The 19,604-nt window shown below is 65.5% G+C and carries 13 protein-coding genes and 1 pseudogene; 9 read left to right on the top strand and 5 right to left on the bottom strand.

Annotated features, from left to right (window positions below; translation table 11 throughout):
- Positions 1-1,351 precede the first annotated feature (1,351 nt).
- Positions 1,352-2,998: pseudogene (locus tag GFY24_RS10250) on the bottom strand (DEAD/DEAH box helicase); the annotation flags it as partial.
- A gap of 518 nt (positions 2,999-3,516) precedes the next feature.
- On the opposite strand from GFY24_RS10250, the gene GFY24_RS10255 reads away from it, so the two are divergent.
- Positions 3,517-4,551 (top strand): alpha/beta fold hydrolase, encoded by a 1,035-nt coding sequence (locus GFY24_RS10255; RefSeq protein ID WP_309230692.1) that lies wholly within the window; start codon positions 3,517-3,519, stop codon positions 4,549-4,551.
- 17 nt (positions 4,552-4,568) lie between these two features.
- Here GFY24_RS10255 and GFY24_RS10260 read toward each other — a convergent pair whose 3' ends face one another.
- Positions 4,569-5,675 (bottom strand): SGNH/GDSL hydrolase family protein, encoded by a 1,107-nt coding sequence (locus tag GFY24_RS10260; RefSeq protein ID WP_153804794.1) that lies wholly within the window; start codon positions 5,673-5,675, stop codon positions 4,569-4,571.
- A gap of 138 nt (positions 5,676-5,813) precedes the next feature.
- On the opposite strand from GFY24_RS10260, the gene GFY24_RS10265 reads away from it, so the two are divergent.
- Complete coding sequence (locus GFY24_RS10265) at positions 5,814-6,515, top strand: ferritin-like fold-containing protein (RefSeq protein WP_153804795.1); 702 nt, start codon at positions 5,814-5,816, stop codon at positions 6,513-6,515.
- 120 nt (positions 6,516-6,635) lie between these two features.
- Positions 6,636-6,863, top strand: coding sequence for a DUF3107 domain-containing protein (locus GFY24_RS10270; protein WP_309230693.1), 228 nt, complete (start codon positions 6,636-6,638; stop codon positions 6,861-6,863).
- A 110-nt stretch (positions 6,864-6,973) separates the two neighbouring features.
- On the opposite strand, the gene GFY24_RS10275 is transcribed toward GFY24_RS10270, so the two are convergent.
- Positions 6,974-7,639, bottom strand: coding sequence for a TetR/AcrR family transcriptional regulator (locus tag GFY24_RS10275; protein ID WP_153804797.1), 666 nt, complete (start codon positions 7,637-7,639; stop codon positions 6,974-6,976).
- 459 nt (positions 7,640-8,098) lie between these two features.
- Between GFY24_RS10275 and GFY24_RS10280 the strand changes: the two genes are divergently transcribed.
- The 3 genes from GFY24_RS10280 to GFY24_RS10290 all read left to right on the top strand — a co-directional run bounded on the left by GFY24_RS10280 (position 8,099) and on the right by GFY24_RS10290 (position 11,434).
- On the top strand, positions 8,099-9,055 hold the full coding sequence (locus tag GFY24_RS10280; RefSeq protein WP_228566207.1) for a DUF3152 domain-containing protein: 957 nt from the start codon (positions 8,099-8,101) through the stop codon (positions 9,053-9,055).
- Between the two features lie 102 nt (positions 9,056-9,157).
- The gene (gene moeZ, locus GFY24_RS10285) at positions 9,158-10,345 is read left to right on the top strand and encodes an adenylyltransferase/sulfurtransferase MoeZ (RefSeq protein ID WP_309230694.1); all 1,188 of its coding nucleotides are present in this window, start codon (positions 9,158-9,160) and stop codon (positions 10,343-10,345) included.
- Positions 10,346-10,582: 237 nt separating this feature from the next.
- A complete protein-coding gene (locus tag GFY24_RS10290; RefSeq protein ID WP_153805155.1) occupies positions 10,583-11,434 on the top strand; it encodes a TIGR02569 family protein in 852 nt (283 codons plus the stop codon).
- A 105-nt stretch (positions 11,435-11,539) separates the two neighbouring features.
- On the opposite strand, the gene GFY24_RS10295 is transcribed toward GFY24_RS10290, so the two are convergent.
- Positions 11,540-13,006 carry an MFS transporter gene (locus tag GFY24_RS10295; RefSeq protein ID WP_153804798.1) on the bottom strand — a complete coding sequence of 489 codons (1,467 nt, stop codon included), beginning with the start codon at positions 13,004-13,006 and terminating at the stop codon, positions 11,540-11,542.
- Positions 13,007-13,197: 191 nt separating this feature from the next.
- Positions 13,198-13,869: an FCD domain-containing protein gene (locus tag GFY24_RS10300; RefSeq protein ID WP_309230695.1), complete on the bottom strand. Its 672-nt coding sequence runs from the start codon at positions 13,867-13,869 to the stop codon at positions 13,198-13,200.
- A 221-nt stretch (positions 13,870-14,090) separates the two neighbouring features.
- Between GFY24_RS10300 and GFY24_RS10305 the strand changes: the two genes are divergently transcribed.
- From GFY24_RS10305 to nirB, 3 genes are all read left to right on the top strand, one after another.
- Entirely contained in the window at positions 14,091-15,242 is a 1,152-nt protein-coding gene (locus GFY24_RS10305; RefSeq protein ID WP_153805157.1) for an MFS transporter, read from the top strand.
- Positions 15,243-15,507: 265 nt separating this feature from the next.
- Positions 15,508-16,965, top strand: a complete 1,458-nt coding sequence (locus tag GFY24_RS10310; RefSeq protein ID WP_153805158.1) for a NarK/NasA family nitrate transporter — start codon at positions 15,508-15,510, stop codon at positions 16,963-16,965.
- 31 nt (positions 16,966-16,996) lie between these two features.
- On the top strand, positions 16,997-19,570 hold the full coding sequence (nirB, locus tag GFY24_RS10315) for a nitrite reductase large subunit NirB (RefSeq protein ID WP_153804799.1): 2,574 nt from the start codon (positions 16,997-16,999) through the stop codon (positions 19,568-19,570).
- Positions 19,571-19,604: the final 34 nt, after the last annotated feature.

Genomic DNA, 19,604 nt, shown 5'->3' on the forward strand with positions numbered 1-19,604 from the left:
TGCGTGCGGGAGCCTTGACAGGTTCCGGTACCGCGATCTCGGCGACGGTCTCGGTCGCGGCCTTGGTGGCCCGCTTGCGAGTGGCCTTGACCGGCTCGGCGGCGACCTCGACTGCCGGGGCAGCTTTGGTGGCGCGCTTGCGTGCGGGACCCTTGACCGGTTCGGCCACCGCGATTTCGGTGACGGCTTCGGCAATCTCCGCCGGGGCCTTGGTAGTCCGCTTGCGAGTGGCCTTGACCGGCTCGGCGGCGACCTCGACCGCCGGGGCGGCCTTGGTGGCCCGCTTACGCGCCGGTGCCTTGACCGGTTCGGCCACGGCGACCTCGGCGACGGTCTCGACGACCTCGGTCGCGGCCTTGGTGGTGCGCTTGCGAGCGGTCTTGACCGGCTCCGCGGTCTCCGCCGCGACGGCGACCTCCGCGACCGCCTTGGTGGCCCGCTTACGCGCCGGTGCCTTGACCGGCTCGGTCGTGACGGTCACCGCCGTGGCGGCAACCGGATCAGCGGAAACCGGTGCGGCGGTGGCGGAACCATTCACGGCGTCGACCGGAGCCGATACCGGGCGGCTGGCCCGACGGCGACCCGGGGTCTTGACCGGTTCGCTCGGAGCCTCCGCGGCAGCGATCGGATCACCGGAACCGCTTGCGGCACCGTTGGATTCGATCACCGCGTCACCCGGAGCCAATGCCGGACGGCTGGCCCGACGGCGGCCGGTGGCCTTGGCGGGCGCTGCGGCAGTGGGCTCGGTGGCCTCGGTCGCGGCAGCCGTGACGGTGGCAGCCGCATCGGCCGAAGCGGTGATGGCGACGGGGTTGCCGTTCACCGCATCGTCGGCGGGCTTATCGGCACGGCGGGCGCGGGTGCGCTTCGCCGGTGCGGCAGTGGCGGCGGTCTCGGTTGCGACCGGAGCCGAATCCGGCACGGGGGCAACGGAATCCGCGGCCTCCGGGCTCTCGGCAATCGGTGCCGAGCCGTTGACGCTTTCGCTCGAACCACGTACCCGGCGGCTGCGCGTGCGCGCGGCCGGTGCGGTGGCCTCCGCCGAATCGGTGGTTGTCACCGAATCAGTCACGGCGGCAACCGAATTCGCTGCCGTTTCGGCGGGCTCGGCGGAGCCGTTGGAAATTGCTGCCGCGGCACCGGTTTCGGCTGCGTGGCTGAAAGTGACTGCGACAGCAGGGGTCTCGGACACCACTCCGGTGGTGGCCGCAACCTCGGTGCTGTTCGAGTCGTCGCCGTTGTCGCTCGCGCCGTTGGTGTCGGCGGAGCCGCGATTGCGGCGGTTGCGGTTACGCCTGCGGCCTTCGCGCACCGGGGCGTCGGTCGACTCGGACGGGGTGGTCTCGGCGGGAGCCTCGGTGTCGGTGGTTGCTTCGGTGGTGGAAACCGTTGTGGCGGTGGCATTGTCGGAACCGCCACGGCCGCGACGGCGACGACGGCGGCGGCCCGGCTTGTCGGCGGAGCCTTCCGCGTTGGCCGCGTCACCGTTGACAGCGCTGCCATTCACGGCGTTGCCGTTGACAGCGTTGCCATTCACGGTGTTGCCGTTGACGGTGTTGCCGTTCACCGCACTACCGTTGACCGAATTGCCGTTGGTGGCAGTCGAATCCGTGCTGGTGGCCTCCATCACGTCGCCGGTGCGAGCGCCACGGGTGCGCTTGCGATTGCGGTTGCGCGGGGAGCGGGCTTCGCGTTCGACGACGACGGCTTCCTCATCGCGAACGACCGGGCGCTTGCGCACCTGACCGGTGGATCCGGCGGGGATGCCGAGGTCCTCGAAGAGATGCACGGAGCTGGAGTACGTCTCAACAGGTTCGGGCATGCCGAGCTTCAGCGCCTGGTCGATGGAGGCCCAGCGCTTGAGCTCGTCCCAGTCGACCAGGGTGACCGCGACGCCGCTGCGGCCCGCGCGGCCGGTGCGGCCGATGCGGTGCACGTAGGTCTTCTCGTCCTCGGTGCACTGGTAGTTGATGACGTGCGTGACATCGTCGATATCGATACCGCGCGCGGCGACATCGGTGGCGACGAGCACGTCGATCTTGCCCTCGCGGAACTTCTTGAGCGCCTTCTCGCGGGCGATCTGTCCGAGGTCGCCGTGTACCGCGCCGACGGAGAAGCCGCGTTCGGCCAGATCGTCGGCGACCTTCTGTGCGGTGCGCTTGGTGCGCGCGAAAATCATTGTCGCGCCACGGGTTTCGGCCTGCAGAATGCGGGCGACGACTTCGCTCTTGTCCAAAGCGTGTGCCCGGTAGGCGAATTGGGTGATGCGGTCGGTAATGGTGGAGTCGTGCGGCTCCTCGGCCCGAATGTGCGTGGGCCGGTTCAGGAACGTACGCGCCAGGGTGATGATCGGTCCCGGCATGGTGGCCGAGAACAGCATGGTCTGACGCTGGTTCGGGACCATGCTCAGAATGCGTTCGATATCGGGCAGGAAGCCCAGGTCGAGCATTTCGTCGGCCTCGTCGAGCACCAGCACCTGGACCTTGCCCAGGATCAAATGCTGCTGTTCGGCCAGGTCCAGCAGTCGTCCGGGGGTGCCGACCACGACATCGACGCCGTCGCGCAGCGCGGCGATCTGGGTGTCGTAGGGCCGTCCGCCGTAGATGGAGGTGACGCGCAGCGGCCGGCCCTCGTGGGTCTGCACGTGCTTGCTGGCGTTCTCCAGATCGGAAGTGACCTGCATGCACAGCTCGCGCGTCGGCACGATGACCAGTGCGCGCGGAGTGCCGTCCAGCGGAATGGTTCCCGAGGTCTGCGAGGCGATCCGGTGCAGCAGGGGCACACCGAAACCGAAGGTCTTGCCCATACCGGTGCGGGCCTGACCGATGAGGTCTTCACCGGCCAGCGCGAGCGGCAGGGTGAGTTCCTGAATGGCGAAGGTGCGTTCGATGCCGATTTCGCCGAGCGCGCGCACGATGGCAGGGTTCACGCCCAGTTCGGCGAAGGTGGGGGCAGTGTGGGTTTCGTCGAGCTCCGCGGTCAGTAGCGTGTCGGCCACTCCGGGTTCCTGCTCTACGGTGATCTTGCTCAGGGTTCGTGCCTTCCTCGTTTTATCGCGTCTCGCGCGCACGAGGTGTGGGGCGGACCGGTCGGTCCGCGCTGCCACTTGATCCGTTCGTCCTGTCGCCGCTGCGGGATACCTTTTCGGGCATCGACCTGGCGCGGCGGACAATGTTGCGGATCGGAGTGCGCGCACATTTTCCGTGGACTACGGCCGCCCGAGCACCGGTTCACGGTGTATCCGGTCAACTCGTTCGGGCGAAAATTTCCGTTGTCTGCGGAGATTGTAGCGTGATACGGTCTTCGCCCAATTTCCTGCCACCGCAATTGCCTGCGATATTGCGCTGATAGACGCGATTGTCGGGTATACCCGCTGTCCGGCATCGGTCTTCGCAGCCGCGTTAAGGATTGTGCCGCACCGTAATTGGCCCGGCGACCGGATGGGTCGGCCTGGTCGGCAGTTGGATTGCTCACATAGGTGTTACATGATGTAGCAGTATGTGCGAAGTTGTGCGGGTGAGCTTGGCAGACACCGTGAGCACCGCCGCGCGCAATGCGTGGGCCCTGACCTTCGGTACCGGTATCGGGGCACCCGAACCCACTCCGTCAACCGTACTTTCCAGTGCGCCGCACCGGGAATTGCGCCGCTATGACGGATCCGCGGACGGTGATCCGGCGGTCCTGCTGGTGCCGCCGCTGGCCGCGCCCGCCTTCTGCTTCGACCTCAGCCCGGAACAGAGCATGGCGCGTTTTCTGCTCGAATCCGGCCGCGCGCCATATCTGGTCGATTACGGCGATATCACCTTCGACGACCGCCGTATGGGCTTCGAGAATTGGATCGACGACATCCTGCCCGAGGCGATTCGCCAGGTCTCCGCCGATCGCGGCGGGCAGCCGGTGGATCTGGTGGGCTGGTCCATCGGCGGCGTCCTGGCGCTGTTGACCGTGGCCGCCGATCAGACGCTGCCGATCCGTTCGGTCACCGCCGTCGGTGCGCCGCTGAGCTACAACCACATGGTGGGCGTGCGGGAACTGCGCGCCCTGGCCCGACTCGACGGCGGGCGTACCGCCACGGCCGCGATTCGCGCCACCGGCGGCGTCTCGGCGCAGCTGACCCGGATCGCCTATCGCGCTACCGCCTGGGATCGAGAACTCAAGCGCCCCTTCTTCATTGCGAGCAATCTCGCGGATACGGCGACGCTGGAGCGGATGGAAACGATCGATCGTTTCCAGAATTCGCTGCCCGGTTATCCCGGCCGGTTCTACAACCAGCTGTGGGGCCGGTTCATGTTGAACAATGACATCGGTAAGGGCGTGGTGCATTTCGGTGATCGCACCATCGTCCTCGCCGATGTGAATGTGCCGGTGCTACTGGTCGGCGGGCCCACCGATGCGATCACCCCGGCTCCGGCGGTGGAGCACGGCAAGACCACGCTGACCGGGTCGCCGCAGGTGCGGTACGAGACCGCACCCGGTTCTCACCTCGGCATTCTGATAGCCCGCGAAACCACATGGACGTACCTGGATAAATTCCTACGGGATTTGAATTAGCCCGGCTCGCGGGGCGGTCAGATTCCGGGAATCGTTGGGAAGGGCCGCCTTTCGGGCCAGGATCCGGTGGTCAGTGTGCCCAGTCGGTAATTGGGGACCAGGACATCGGCGATCTGCCGGCCGATGAGCTCGTACACCGCCTGGGTGGGGTGTGCGAGATCGCTGGTGGTGAGGGCGCGGCGGATGGCGGGTGGGGTCTGATCCCGCATGCCCATGTACGGGACCGGTCCATGATTCTGTGCCAGCCGTGTCAGGTTGAACTGCTGCGGATTGTTCGAGACGACCTGCATCCAAGCGGACATGGGCACGAAGGAAATGGTCTGTTGCAGGGCGCCGAGTCCGCCTTTCGGTCCGGGTTTCACCCAGTGTGTGGCCAGCTGTCGCAGGGCGGCGTTGAAGGCGTCGACATTCCGAACCGCCTGTGCCACCGAGTCTTCGCCCTTATCGGCGACCTTGTCCTGGAAGCGCACCGAGACCAGCGGACTGGGCAGGTCGATCAGGACGAAGTGTTCGAAGGACGGATTGGTCGGGAACGAATCGCAGATCTCGTTGACGAGTTCGTTGATCTCCTGCACCAGCGGCCGGATTCCGGTGCCGGGCTTGTCGATCGGGCCGGGGTTCGCGGGCACCTCACGTTTCGCGGTGATGATGTCGTTGAGCCCGATCCAGATGATGTGCATGGTGTGGCCGGTGAACTGGTTCTGGTCGATCAGTTTGCGACGAGCGTTGATATAGGCGGAGACCTGCTCTTTCAGGTAGCCGAGCGCACCGGCCTTGGGTTTCCAGTCCGAGGCCGCGATGGCCCCGCCTTCGGCGTAGTTGGCGTACTTGACCGGTGCCAGATCGCCGAAGTTGGTGCGTAGCACCAGGGAATTGGTGGTCAGGGTGCGGTGTGGTTCGGTGGCGTACTCGGTTTGCTTCTTATCACCGCGGATCAGTGGTTCGCCACCCATCCATTCGACGAGGAAATCGGCCCAATTCTTACCGTCGCTGTAGCGGCCGACCTCATTGGTGCGCATTTTGCCCAGGGCGCGGGCGAACATGCCCGTGGGTGCTTCGCGTTTGATGCCGATATCGGAGAGGCTGTCGCCGAGCACGATGAGATTTTGAATTGATGTGGGCATGGGGTTCTCCCGAGACGCCAGTCTGATGATCATGAAAATAGTTGTGGCACAATGATTTCCGAGCTATTCGAGGGTACGGCCGATGATGTGTCACCGATGGGTGAATGGCGTTCGTACGCGCGGACTAGGGTGTGGTCCATGGGAGCAAACTCGTCTACCGCGCTGGGCGACGCGTCGGAATCTGCCGACGCTCGGATCGCCGCCGGTCACCCCGGAGTCACCGACCTTTTCGCGGTTCTCGCCTACGGTGAGATCTCCGCCTTCTATCGTCTGGCCGAAGAGGCCGAATTGTCGCCGTCGTTGCGCGGCAAGGTAGCCGTGGCCAAGATGGCCGCCAATGAGATGGGTCATTTCGTGACCCTCGAAAAGGCGCTCGCGGAGCGCGGTGCCGATGTCTTCGACGCCATGGCCCCGTTCGTGCGCGCGCTGGACGCCTATCACGCCTCCACCGATCCCTCCACCTGGTTGGAGTCGATGGTCAAGTTCTATGTCGGTGACGGTATCGCCGCCGACTTCTACACCGAGATCGCCGGCGCCCTGGCTCCCGAGGTCGCCGCCGTGGTCCGTGATGCGCTGGCCGAGACCTCGCATTCGGAGTTCGTCATCGAGGAGGTGCGGACGGCGGTCGAGCAGAACCGTTCCGAGCGCGACCGGTTGACACTGTGGGGTCGCCGCCTGCTGGGTGAGGCGATCACGCAGGCGCAGTACGTGATGGCGCAGCGCGATGAGCTGACCGATCTGGTGCTCGATGCCACCGGTGATCTGAACGGCATCGCGATTCTGTTCGAGCACATGCAGGACAGCCATGCCGAGCGCATGCGCGTGCTCGGGCTGGGCTAGCCCATTCGTGAACTGCCTCGGCTAGTTCGCTCTCAGCGCAGGGCGGTCGCTGCCGGTGGGCGCGCGCCCTGCACTAGCCTTGGCGAAGACAGCACAGGACTCTAGGTTCGGAGGTTGGCCGTGGAGGTCAAGATCGGTATTTCGGATAGCCCGCGTGAGCTGATCATCAACAGCGCGCAGACTCCCGCCGAGGTGGAGGCGCTGGTTACCGGTGCGCTGCAGGGTGAGAGCGGCGTCGTGGCGCTGACCGACGAGAAGGGCCGCAAGTACCTGATCCAGGCCAACAAGGTCGCCTACGTCGAGATCGGTGCGCCGTCCGCAGGCCGCGTCGGTTTCGCGGCGGTATAACGAACTCTCGGGACTCCCGGGGGCAAGCCCCCGAACCCCGAATGCTCCAAAGAGAATTGCCCCGTTGAGAATTCAACGGGGCAATTGCTTTACTTACTCTTTTGTATTTGTCAGTCGATGGGGTGCAAGGGGATATGTGAGAGGCCACCCCAGCAGAGTGCGACAGTCGTATCGACCGCTTCATCCTTGGGAATCGGGCGATCCGCTTCGAGCCAGTAGCGGGCGCTGATCTGACTCGCGCCGACCAGACCGACCGCGAGAATACGCGCGCGATAAGGATCCAGACCCGAGTCGTGCGCGACGAGGTCGAAGACCGCGTCCACACATGATTCGGTGGCCTGCTCCACGCGGCGTTGCACCTGAGGCTCATTGGTGAGGTCGGATTCGAAAACCAGTCGGAAGCCCTGGGTTTCGTGATCGACGAAGTCGAAGTACGCCTGTACGGCGGCGCGGACGCGATGCTTGTTGTCGGTGGTGGAGCGCAGCGCCTGGCGCACACTCGAGACCAGCGATTCGACGTAGTTCTGCAGTACCGCGAGGTAGAGCTCGAGCTTGCTCGAGAAGTGCTGGTACAGCACGGGTTTGCTGACGCCGGCGCATTGCGAGATCTCATCCATACCGGCCGCGTGGTAACCGCGGAGCACGAACACCTCGCCGGCGGCGGCGAGAAGCTGTGCGCGACGGGCCTCGCGGGGCAGGCGGGTGCCGCGCTTTGTCGGCGCCATGGCCTCGGATGAACTGCGGTGCGCCGTCATCCGGTCCACGAGGTCAGTCATTTTCCGATCTCCCAGTCGATTACCGGCGGAAAGGATGTCACCGGGTATCACCCGAACGATACTCGCTCGAGGGGTCGGTGCCGATCCAGGTTCCGAATATTGATGTGCTGGATGTTTGTCGGATCCGCACAAGGCTTTGTGGATGCGCGTCGTGTATTCGACGACCGCGCTTGCCGCCTCGCTTATGCGAGGCCGGTCACAACTGTGTAGCACATGCGGTGATTTGTGAGATCCGTCGCTGCCCCGATGACGGCACCCGAGTGCGTTCGCATGCACTGTGAGAGTCTGGTGGGTGTGACCGACGACGGGGGCAGAAACTCCAAGCGGAAAGGCCGGCCGACCGGCCCGATCTATGATCCGCTCGGGCTGTATGCCGAGAACGTACCGGCACAGCCGGAGGGATCCGTACAACCGGAACTTCGCGGACAGTCCGGACTTCCCGTACTCGCCGAGGAACGACTGCCACTCCCGCATCAGCCGCTACGCGCGCGCTGGGATCCGACCGCACCACCCGAGGGCGCCCGCGAGCGCCCCGAACGCGAGACCAGGAAACAGAGCGCGCTGGGCCGCTTCGTCTCCACCTACGGCTGGCGCGCGTACGCGCTACCGGTGCTGCTCGTGGTGACGGTGCTGGTGGCCGTGGACGCCTTCCGCGATGGCGGTGACAGTGTCACGGGAGTGCCCGGGTTCGGGCGGTTGAGTGACCACGCCGACAAGAACGCCAAGATCATCGGCGGCGTGCCGCCCAAGGCGGACGGCAAATTCGCCGCCGACCTACCCACCGGCGCGGTGCCGGGCGGTGGCCCGTTCACCGAGATCGGAAGTGGTGCTTGGCATATCGTGCCCGGCGGTACGGCACAGGTCGGTGCCGGCTCGGAGCACGTGTTCACCTACACCGTCGAAATCGAGGACGGCGTAGACACTTCCGGGTTCGGCGGCGACACCTCGGTGGGGCAGATGGTCGATGCCACGCTCGCCAATCCCAAGAGCTGGACCCATGATTCGCGCTTCGGCTTCCGCCGCGTCGACAACGGCACCCCGGATTTCCGGGTCTCGCTGACCTCCCGGAACACCACGCACAAATCGTGCGGATTCGAGATCCCCATCGACTCCTCCTGCTACAACACCGATTTGGGGCGCGTGGTGCTGTCGGAGGTGCGCTGGGTGCGTGGCGCGCTCTCGTACGAGGGCGATATCGGATCCTATCGGCAGTATCAGATCAATCATGAGGTCGGTCATGCCATCGGCTATCACGAGCATCAGCCCTGTGATGTGGATGGTGGGCTCGCGCCGGTGATGATGCAGCAGACCTTCGGTACCCGCAATAACGACATCGCCACCCTCGATCCGGATGGTGTGGTGCCGATGGACGGTAAGAAGTGCCGCTTCAATCCGTGGCCGTATCCCCGCGCCTAGCCGCTCGCCGACCGCCACCTAGGCTTGGGAAGAACGGCTCGAGCCGCGGTGTTGTACGTATGGCCGCGAGTGCCGGTGAAGTCGATTGAGGAGTCCGCAAGCGTGACAGCATCGCATCAGTCCCTGCCGCCCCTGGTGGAGCCGGCCGCGGAGCTGACCAAGGACGAGGTCGCCCGCTACAGCCGCCACCTGATCATTCCCGATCTCGGTGTGGTCGGACAGAAACGTTTGAAGAACGCCCGCGTCCTGGTGATCGGCGCCGGCGGCCTGGGTTCCCCCGCGCTGCTGTATCTGGCCGCCGCCGGTGTGGGCACGCTCGGCATTGTCGAATTCGACGAGGTCGATGCCTCGAACCTGCAACGCCAGATCATTCACGGCGAATCCGATATCGGCCGTTCGAAGGCGGACAGCGCCCGCGATTCGATTCTGGAGATCAATTCCGGAATCACCGTGGAGCTGCACAAGATTCGCCTCGAGCCGGACAATGCGATCGAGCTGTTCCAGCGGTACGACCTGATCGTCGACGGCACCGACAACTTCGCCACCCGCTACCTGGTGAACGATGCCGCCGTGCTGGCGGGCAAGCCGTACGTGTGGGGTTCGATCTACCGCTTCGAAGGCCAGGTCTCGGTCTTCTGGGAAGACGCCCCCGACGGCCGCGGCATCAACTATCGCGATCTTTACCCCGAGGCGCCGCCGCCGGGCATGGTCCCCTCCTGCGCCGAGGGCGGCGTCCTGGGCGTGCTGTGCGCGTCGATCGGTTCGATCATGGTGACCGAGGCGATCAAACTGATCACCGGCATCGGCGACCCGCTGCTGGGCCGCCTCATGGTGTACGACGCACTGGACATGACCTACCGCACCATCAAGCTCCGCCGCGATCCCGAACGTGAGCCCATCACCGAACTCATCGACTACGACGCCTTCTGCGGCGTGGTCTCCGAGGAAGGCCAAGCCGCCGCGATCGGCTCCACGATCACCGCCCGCGAGCTGAAGGAAATGCTCGACGCGGGCAAGGACGTAGCCATCATCGACGTCCGCGAACCCGTCGAATGGGACATCGTCCGCATCGAGGGCGCGACCCTGATCCCCAAGGACCGCATCCTCACCGGCGAGGCCCTGGCCGAACTCCCGCAGAACACACCGATCGTCCTGCACTGCAAGACCGGAATCCGCTCCGCGGAAGCCCTCGCCGCCCTGAAGAACGCCGGCTTCTCCGACGCCACCCACCTACAGGGCGGAATCATCGCCTGGGCCAACCAGGTAGACCCCTCCCTCCCGATCTACTGAGTCGCACAACCGAACCCACCGCCGGAACGCATTCCCGCGACACAGACGTGCATGTAATCGTCGAGTAGCCACCTGCCTGAGTGCACGCATGTCGAATACCCGCTGCCGGTTGGTAAGCGCGGCGGGGTAGGTCGAGGCACGGCAACGGTTGTGGTGCGGGGGTGGTTTCGGACCGACCGGTTTTCGGCGCGGCGAGCTAATCGGGTTGTGTTGCGGCGGTAGCGTACGCGCGTGACCATGACTGCTGTGGAACCTCCCGAGCATGTGCGCGCGACCTTCGGGTTGCGCGAGACCGCGCCGGTTCCGCTGGGGAACTGGGATGGCGGGTGGCGGTGCGGGGATGTGGTGTTGAGTCCGGTGACCGATCATGCGCGGGCGGCCTGGTCCGCCAAGGTGCGTGAGACGCTGCGGGTGGATGGGGTGCGGCTGGCTCGGCCGGTGCGGGCGACCGATGGGCGGTATGTCGTATCCGGTTGGCGCGCCGACACTTACCTCGAGGGGATTCCGGAGCCTCGGCACGATGAGGTGGTGTCGCTGTCGCTGCGACTACACGAGGTGACCGTAAAGTTGGAGCGGCCGCGGTTTCTGGCGCAGGCGCCGGTCGCACCGTGGGTGGATGTGGATGTGTTCGCCGCCGCCGATCGCGCCGCCTGGGAGGCGGTGCCGCTGCGGAGTTTGAAGGTGGGCGGGTTGCTCCCCGCGACCTCGCCGGACGGGGATCGCAGTCTGATGCTGATCACCCAGCTCTCGACCCTGCGCAAGCCGATCGCCACGCCACCGCAACTGGTGCACGGCGATCTGTTCGGCACGGTCCTGTTCCAAACCGGTTCCGCGCCCGGGCTTACCGATATCACCCCCTACTGGCGCCCCGCGCCGTGGGCGGCGGCGGTGATCGTGGTGGACGCGCTCTCCTGGGGCGGGGCCGATGACGCACTCCTGGAACGCTGGGGGAGTCTGCCCGAATGGCCGCAGATGCTGGTGCGCGCGGTCATGTTCCGGCTCGCGGTGCATGCCCTGCATCCGCGATCCACGCCCGAAGCCTTCCGCGGCCTCGCGCGCACCGCGGACATGATCCGCCTGATCCTGTAATACCCGTGAAAGAACTTGTCGCGCCGAGCGAATAGCTCGGCGCGACAGTCATATTCGGGTCTCCCTGTGATGGGGTGTCAGGGGGACCCCGAGAGTGAGTTGTTCCTACACGTTCGCGTGCGCGAGGGACGGCGCGCGGCCGACCGCGAAGGACGACCGGAGGTAGAACCACCAGGTGAGTCCGGCCATGGCCAGGTAGGCGACGGCGTAACCCCAGAAGGCCGGGGTCATGCTGTGGTAGTGCACATTCGACAGGCGCAGTGCCTGCTGGAGCAGCCACCCACCGGAGGCTCCGACCGCGCCGATCACACCGATGGCGGCACCGGCCTGACGTTTGGCCGAGGCCAGCGCGACCGAGACATCCTGCCCCGATTCCGAGGCCCGGCGCCGGGATTCGGCGCTGAAGATCGAGGGGATCATCCGGTAGGTGGATCCGTTGCCGACGCCGGTGAGCACGAACAGCAGCAGGAACGAGATCAGGTACAGCGGAAAGTTCTTCGCCGACAGCGACGCCATGATGAGCAGGGTCGACACGGCCATACCAGCGAAGACGTACAGCGTGATCTTCGCGCCGGTGAGCTTATCGGCGATCCAGCCACCGAACGGACGGCTCATGGAACCGACGAGCGCGCCGAGGAAGGCCAGGTTGCCCAGCGTGCCCATCCAACTGATCTTGGCCAGATCCGGGAAGTTCGCCTTGAGCAGGGTGGGGAAGGCGAAGGAGAAGCCGATGAAGGATCCGAAGGTGCCGATGTAGAGGATGGCCATCACCCAGGTGTGCCGGTTGGTGAGCGCCAATTTGTAGGACGTGCCATCGGATTTCGCGCCGCTGAGTGAATCCATATACCGCAGTGCGCCGAACATGGCGATGAGGATGAACGGAATCCACATGAGCACCGCAAGCGTGATGCCGAACCGGTAGCCGCCCGCGTCCTTGGCCATGATGTGCGTGCCGAGGGTGATGATCAATGGCACGAACAGTTGGGTCTGCGCGACGCCGAGATTACCGCCCGCGGCGTTGATGCCAAGGGCCGCACCCTTTTTCCCTTCGGGGAAGAAGAAGTTGATATTGGCCATCGAGGAGGAGAAATTGCCGCCGCCGACACCGGCGAGCGCGGCCAGCAGCATGAATACCCACATGGGTGTGCCGGGCTGATTGATGAACCAGGCCAGGCCCAGGGCGGGCAGCAGCAGCATGCCGGCGCTGAAGACAGTGAAGTTGCGCCCGCCGAAGCGTGGGATGGCGAAGGTGTACGGAATGCGCAGGGCCGCACCGACAAGCGTGGGGGTGGAGGTGAGCAGCAGGGCATTGCTCACCGCGGTGGGATTGCCCTTGCCGAGTCCGGCGAGGAAGTCGAATCCGGCCGCGCCCATGGCGGTGACGACGCTGCCCCAGATAACCCAGATGCTGAACCCGAGATTTTCTGCGAATACCGAGAAGATCAGATTCTTGCGGGCCGTTTTTTTTCCGCCGTTTTCCCAGAATTCAGCATTGTCCGGTTCCCAGTGATCTATCCACCGTCCGCGTTTCTGAAAACTGAAGGCGGTCTTCGTTTCCTCGGTGGTTGTCATCAGCAGTGTTCCTCTCGCACGTCGACCGCCCTCATCGTTGTTCTCCGGAATGTGTTCGCGGAGAAGGTCCCTGCGGTCGGGTCAACCGTACGAAGGTGTGATTACGCCGGCATGGCTTTCGGTGACGCGGACGGTAATTCCCGCTCACTTGCGAGTTTTGCGTGCGGTGACGTTCCGTTTACGCGCAGGAACTATCGGGTGTCCGGGAATTCGGCGATGAGGGAGCCGAGGAAGCAGTTGGCCGCGCGGGCGGCGCGCTCCGGATCGCCGTCGATGACCGAGCGCACCAGTTCGGTGTGCTCGTCGTGGTACGCCTCGCCGGCTTTCGTGGAGCGGGAACGGATTCCGGCCGCGATGACGGGCAGCAGCGAATCGTAGAACTCCAGGTATACCGCGTTGTGGCTGGCGACGACGATGGCGCGGTGCAGTTGCACGTCGGCGTCGACGGCGGTGTCGTGGTCGTCTTCCCAGGCGATGCGGCGTTCCTCCAGCAGTCGCTCGAGATTCGCGATATCGAGGTCGTCGCGGCGCTCGGCGGCGAGCGCGGCGGCGGTGGTGTCCAGGGCCTGGCGTAGCTCGAGGACGTCGCGCTGCTGGGCGTCGGCGAAGAACTCGGTGAGGGTGCCGCCGAGGGTGGACGTGGAGATCACATAGGTCCCGGAGCCTTGACGGCGTTCGACCATACCCGCGTGCACGAGCGCCTGGACGGCCTCGCGGACGGTATTGCGGCCGGTGCCGGTGAGCTCGGTGAGCTCCGGTTCGGTGGGGATACGGGAGCCGACGGGCCAACGGCCGGAACGGATTTCGGCACGCAGCTGTTCTGTCACCTGAGCGATGAGGCTGGTGCGCCGGACTGGTTGCACGTGGGACAGCGTACCGTGCCTCACATTCTTTGCATCACATCATCGGGTCATCCTATGATTTATTGGTGACTGCGACCCTGAATGAGACGACGGCCCCCGAGCGGGGCCTTTCTTCTGTCGACCGGCAGCGCACCGCCGTCGAACCGAAGCCGTCCCATTCGATTGCCGAGCGCGAACGATCTCTGTTCGAGGGGCGACTGCTCGTACTCGCCGCCATCCTCATGTCCGCGCTCACCCTGCGCATCGCGGTCACCGCGTTCACCCCGCTGGCCGCCCGCATCGGCGATGACCTGCGGTACTCCACCGCCATCGTCGGTGTCTTCGGCATGATCCCGACCGCCATGTTCGCGGTCGCGGGCCTGCTGACCCCGATCATGTCGCGTCGTTTCGGCCTGGAGGCCACCGCGCTGATCGCCATGCTGATGACCGCCGCGGGCACCGCGGTGCGCTCGCTGGTGCCGGAAACCTGGGAGCTGCTTGTCTTTTCGGCGCTGGCGCTGACCGGTATGGGCATCGGCAATGTGGTGATCCCGCCACTGGTGAAGCGCTACTTCTCCGATCAGCTGGCGCTGCTGAGCTCGGTCTACATCGTGCTGGTGCAACTGGGCACGGTCGTCCCGGCGCTGATCGCGGTGCCGATCGCGGATGCGCACGGGTGGCGCGTCTCGCTGGGCATGTGGGCGATCCTGCCGCTGGCCGCCGTGCTGCCGTGGCTGGGCGTACTGCGCATTCGGCGTGATCGTGCCCGCTTGGACACCACCGAATTGCCGCCGGAGCCGCTGGAGGCGACCGGCAAGGTGTGGCGGTCCCCGCTGGCGTGGGGCATGGCGCTGATGTTCGGTATGACCTCGTTGACCACGTACTCCATGTTCACCTGGATGCCGACGATCTTCTCCGATGCCGGGGCGAGCGCGTCCTTCGGCGGCAGCATGGTGGGTGTCTTCGCGCTGATCGGCCTGGTCGCGGCGCTGAGCGCACCAATTGTGGTGGGCCGCATGCGAAATCCGTTCCCGGTCGTGATCGCCTGTGCCGGTTTCTTTTTCGCGGGCTTCGCCGGTCTGCTCATCGCGCCGATGAGCGCGCCGCTGGTGTGGGTGCTGCTGCTGGGTCTGGGTCCGTCGACCTTCCCGATGGCGCTGACCCTGATCAATCTGCGCACCCGCACGGCCGCCGGTTCGGCCGCACTCTCGGGCTTCACCCAGGGTGTCGGCTACGCCGTGGCATGCATCGGCCCGGTGCTCTTCGGCGCGCTGCACACAATGACCGGAAAATGGCTGGCGCCCTTCGGTTTCCTTGCGCTGGCGGTGCTGGTCTTGGTCGGTGGTGCGTGGTTGGCGTGCAAGCCGCGCATGCTCGAGGACACCTGGAACTGATTTCACCGTTCGAGTTGCCGACCGGTGAGGAATTGGCGATGCTGTGTGGCGACGCTCTCATCTCACGGTCGGCAGCGGCGATTTTGGGTGTTTCGTGACGAGCGGAAACCGTTGTGTCACACCGACGAAACAAATCAATCGATCTCACCTTCGAATACGGACAAACGTGAGCAACCGTTGATTTGAAGGTCATTCCGCGCAGCATTGCGGCAATACCGGCTTTCTACCTTTAGGTCATCCAGATTTCAGGAGGGCCGGGTTGAACATGCTGACGCGCAATCGCGACATCGAACACTGGGATGCCGAGGATGTTGCCGCCTGGGAATCCGGTGGTAAGGACATCGCCCGGCGCAATCTGATCTGGTCGGTCTTCGCCGAACACATCGGGTTCTCGGTGTGGTCGATCTGGTCGGTCATGGTGCTTTTCATGCCTGCCAACGTCTTCCACATCGATACCGCCGGGAAGTTCTTCCTGGGCGCGGTGCCGACTCTGGTCGGCGGCTTCATGCGGATTCCGTACACGGTCGCCACCGCGAAGTTCGGCGGCCGGAACTGGACCATCTTCAGCGCGCTGGCGCTGCTGATCCCGGTGCTGCTGACGCTGTACTTCATCAACCAGCCGGGCACCTCGTTCACCACCTTCCTGGTGATCGCGGCCTTCGCGGGACTGGGCGGCGGCAACTTCTCCTCGTCCATGTCGAATATCAATGTCTTCTACCCGCAGCGGCTCAAGGGCTGGGCGCTCGGTATGAACGCCGGTGGCGGCAATATCGGTGTGCCGGTGATCCAGGTGATCGGCCTGATCGTCATCGCGACGCTGGGCAACGCGTACGGCAATGCCTCGGTGGTGTGCCTGGTGTACTTGGCGCTCATCGTGGTGGCGGCGCTGGGTGCGGCGCTGAATATGGACAATGTCAAGAATCAGAAGGCCGACCTGTCCTACATGCTGAAGGCGCTGAAAGTGCCGCAGTCCTGGGCCATCGCCTTCCTGTACATCGGCACCTTCGGTTCCTTCATCGGGTACAGCTTCGCCTTCGGGCAGGTGCTGCAGATCAGCTTCAAGGCCGGCGGCGCGACCGCTGCCGCCGCGGCGCTGCACGCGGCGCAGATCGCCTTCATCGGTCCGCTGCTCGGTTCGCTGGCCCGTCCTTACGGCGGCAAGTGGGCCGACAAGATCGGCGGCAGCAAGGTCACGCTGTACACCTTCGGGGCCATGACGGCGGCGGCCGCGGTGGTCGCGGTGGCCAGCACCATGGGTGACAGCACGGGCAGCCCGAAGGGTGGCGTGCTGGCCGCGCTGATCATCGGTTTCACCGCGTTGTTCGTCATCTCGGGTTTCGGCAACGGCGCGGTCACCAAGATCATCCCTTCCGTCTTCGAGGCGAAATCGCGTGGCCTGCAAGGTGATTCGGCCTCGCGTGCGGCATGGGCGCAGAACACCTCCGGTGCGCTCATCGGATTCGTCGGCGCCATCGGCGCACTCGGCGGCGTCGGCATCAACCTGGTGCTGCGCTCCTCCTACGCCTCCACCAAATCCGCCACCACCGCCTTCTGGGTCTTCATGGCCTTCTACGTGATCTGCGCGGTCGTCTGCTGGGTGGTCTTCATGCGCCGCCCGAGCCTCAAGGCACTGGACACCGATTCCGAGGTGGTCGTCGAGGCCGAGGCACTGGTGCTCGAGGCCGAGACCGATTCTCCGTCCACCACGCCGGCCCGGGCCTGACCCGCACGTCGTCCCGAAAGGACCTGTTGTCATGACGAACTCAGTCGAACGCAAGACCGCGGTGGTCATCGGCCACGGCATGGTGGGCCACCGTTTCGTGGAGGCGCTGCGCTCTCGCGACGAGGCCGGTGACTGGCAGGTCATCGTGTTGAGCGAGGAGCGGCTGGCCGCCTACGACCGGGTCGGACTCTCGTCCTACGTGGGTATCTGGGAGACCTCCGCGCTGGCGCTGCCCGGCAACGACTACGAGGGCGACGAGCTCGTACAGGTCCGCCTGGGCGTGCGCGCCGATACCGTGGACCGGGCCGCACGCAAGGTCACCACCTCCACGGGCGACGTAATCGGTTATGACGCACTGGTTCTCGCGACCGGGTCGTACGCCTTCGTACCGCCGGTGCCGGGTCATGACGCCCCCGAATGCTTCGTGTACCGCACCCTGGAGGATCTGGACGGTATCCGCGCCACCGCCGAGGCCGCCGGTCCCGGCGCGGTCGGCGTGGTCGTCGGCGGCGGTCTGCTCGGCCTGGAGGCGGCCAACGCGCTGCGCCTGCTGGGCATGACCCCGCACGTGGTCGAGTTCAACAAGTGGCTGATGCCCGCCCAGATCGATGAGGGCGGCGGCGCGATCCTGGCCAAGCTGGTCACCGAACTGGGCCTGCACGTGCACACCGGCGTCGGCACCTCGACCATCGAAACCATTGCCGGCGCACCGGTTTCGGAGAAGCTGAATGTCACCTTCTCCGACGAGACACAGTTGCGCGCCGCGCTGGTGGTCTTCGCCGCCGGTGTCCGCCCCCGTGACGAGATCGCCCGCACCGCCGGGCTGGAGGTCGGGCCGCGCGGTGGCGTCATCACCGATCTGAGCCTGCAGACCTCGGACCCGAATATCTACGCCATCGGTGAGGTCGCCGCGGTCGAGGGTGTCTGCTACGGCCTGGTCGCCCCCGGTTACAGCACCGCCGAGGTGGTCGCGGACCGACTGCTCGGCGGTGCGGGGGAATTCCCCGGTGCGGATCTGTCCACCAAGCTGAAGCTGCTCGGTGTGGATGTGGCCAGCTTCGGTGACGCGCACGGCCGCACCGAGGGCGCGCTCTCGGTGGTACTGCACGATGCCGCCAAGGGCACCTACGCCAAACTCGTTGTCTCCGATGATGCCAAGACGCTGCTCGGTGGCGTACTGGTCGGCGATGCCACCGCGTACTCGTCGCTGCGCCCGCTGGTTGGCCGCCCGCTGCCCGCCGAACCGGCCGCGCTCATCTCGCCCGCCGGTGCGGAACTGGGTGCGGACGCGCTGCCCGATGACGCCCAGATCTGCTCCTGCAACAATGTTTCCAAGGGTGCCATCTGCGGCGCGATCGCCGACGGCGCCTGCGATGTACCGGGCATCAAGAGCTGCACCAGTGCCGGAACCTCTTGCGGCGGTTGCGTTCCCATGCTCAAGAAGCTGCTCGAGCAGTCGGGTGTCGCGGTCTCCAAGTCGCTGTGCGAGCACTTCGCGCAGTCGCGGGCCGAACTGTTCCACATCATCCAGTCGACCGGAATCCGCACCTTCTCGGGTCTGATCGCCAAGCACGGCACCGGAACCGGCTGCGATATCTGCAAGCCGACCGTGGCCTCGATTCTGGCCTCGACCTCCAGCGATCACATTCTCGATGGTGAGCAGGCGGCGCTGCAGGACACCAACGACCACTTCCTGGCGAATCTGCAGAAGAACGGCACCTATTCGGTGGTGCCGCGCATGCCCGGCGGTGAGGTGACCGCCGAGCAGCTCATCACCATCGGTCAGGTCGCCAAGGAGTTCGACCTGTATGTGAAGGTCACCGGCGGCCAGCGCATCGACCTGTTCGGTGCGCGGGTGGAGCAGCTGCCGCTGATCTGGAAGCGCCTGGTCGACGCGGGCATGGAATCCGGTCACGCGTACGGCAAGTCGCTGCGCACGGTGAAGTCCTGCGTCGGATCCACCTGGTGCCGTTACGGTCAACAGGATTCGGTCGGAATGGCGGTGCTGCTCGAAAAGCGTTACCGCGGTTTGCGTTCCCCGCACAAGCTCAAGCTGGGTGTCTCGGGTTGCGCGCGCGAGTGCGCGGAGGCGCGCGGCAAGGATGTCGGCGTCATCGCCACCGAGCACGGCTGGAACCTGTACGTCGGCGGCAATGGCGGTCTCACCCCGAAGCACGCGGTGCTGCTGGCCGGCGATCTCGATGACGAGACGCTGATCCGCTACATCGACCGCTACCTGATGTTCTACGTCCGCACCGCGGATCGCCTGCAGCGCACCGCGCCCTGGCAGGAGGCCCTCGAAGGCGGGCTGGACTACCTCAAGGCGGTCATCTGCGAGGACAGCCTGGGTATCGCCGAGGATCTGGAAGCGGCCATGGAACGCCATGTGGTCGGCTACCGCGACGAGTGGGCCGCGGTCCTGGACGACGAGGCGAAGCTGTCCCGCTTCGTGTCCTTCGTGAACGCCCCGGAGGAGGCCGATCCGACCATCGCCTTCGACGAGACCGGTGCCCGCAAGGTGCCCGTATTGCTGGGTATACCGGCGATCCCGCTCGGCGACACCGCTGTGACCAGCGACTCGGCACCGGCTATGCACGGGAAATGACTGCTTAACCGGATGGAAACAGGACGTCGGTACC

Source organism: Nocardia sp. SYP-A9097, from assembly GCF_009649815.1.
In the GTDB taxonomy this organism is placed as follows: domain Bacteria; phylum Actinomycetota; class Actinomycetes; order Mycobacteriales; family Mycobacteriaceae; genus Nocardia.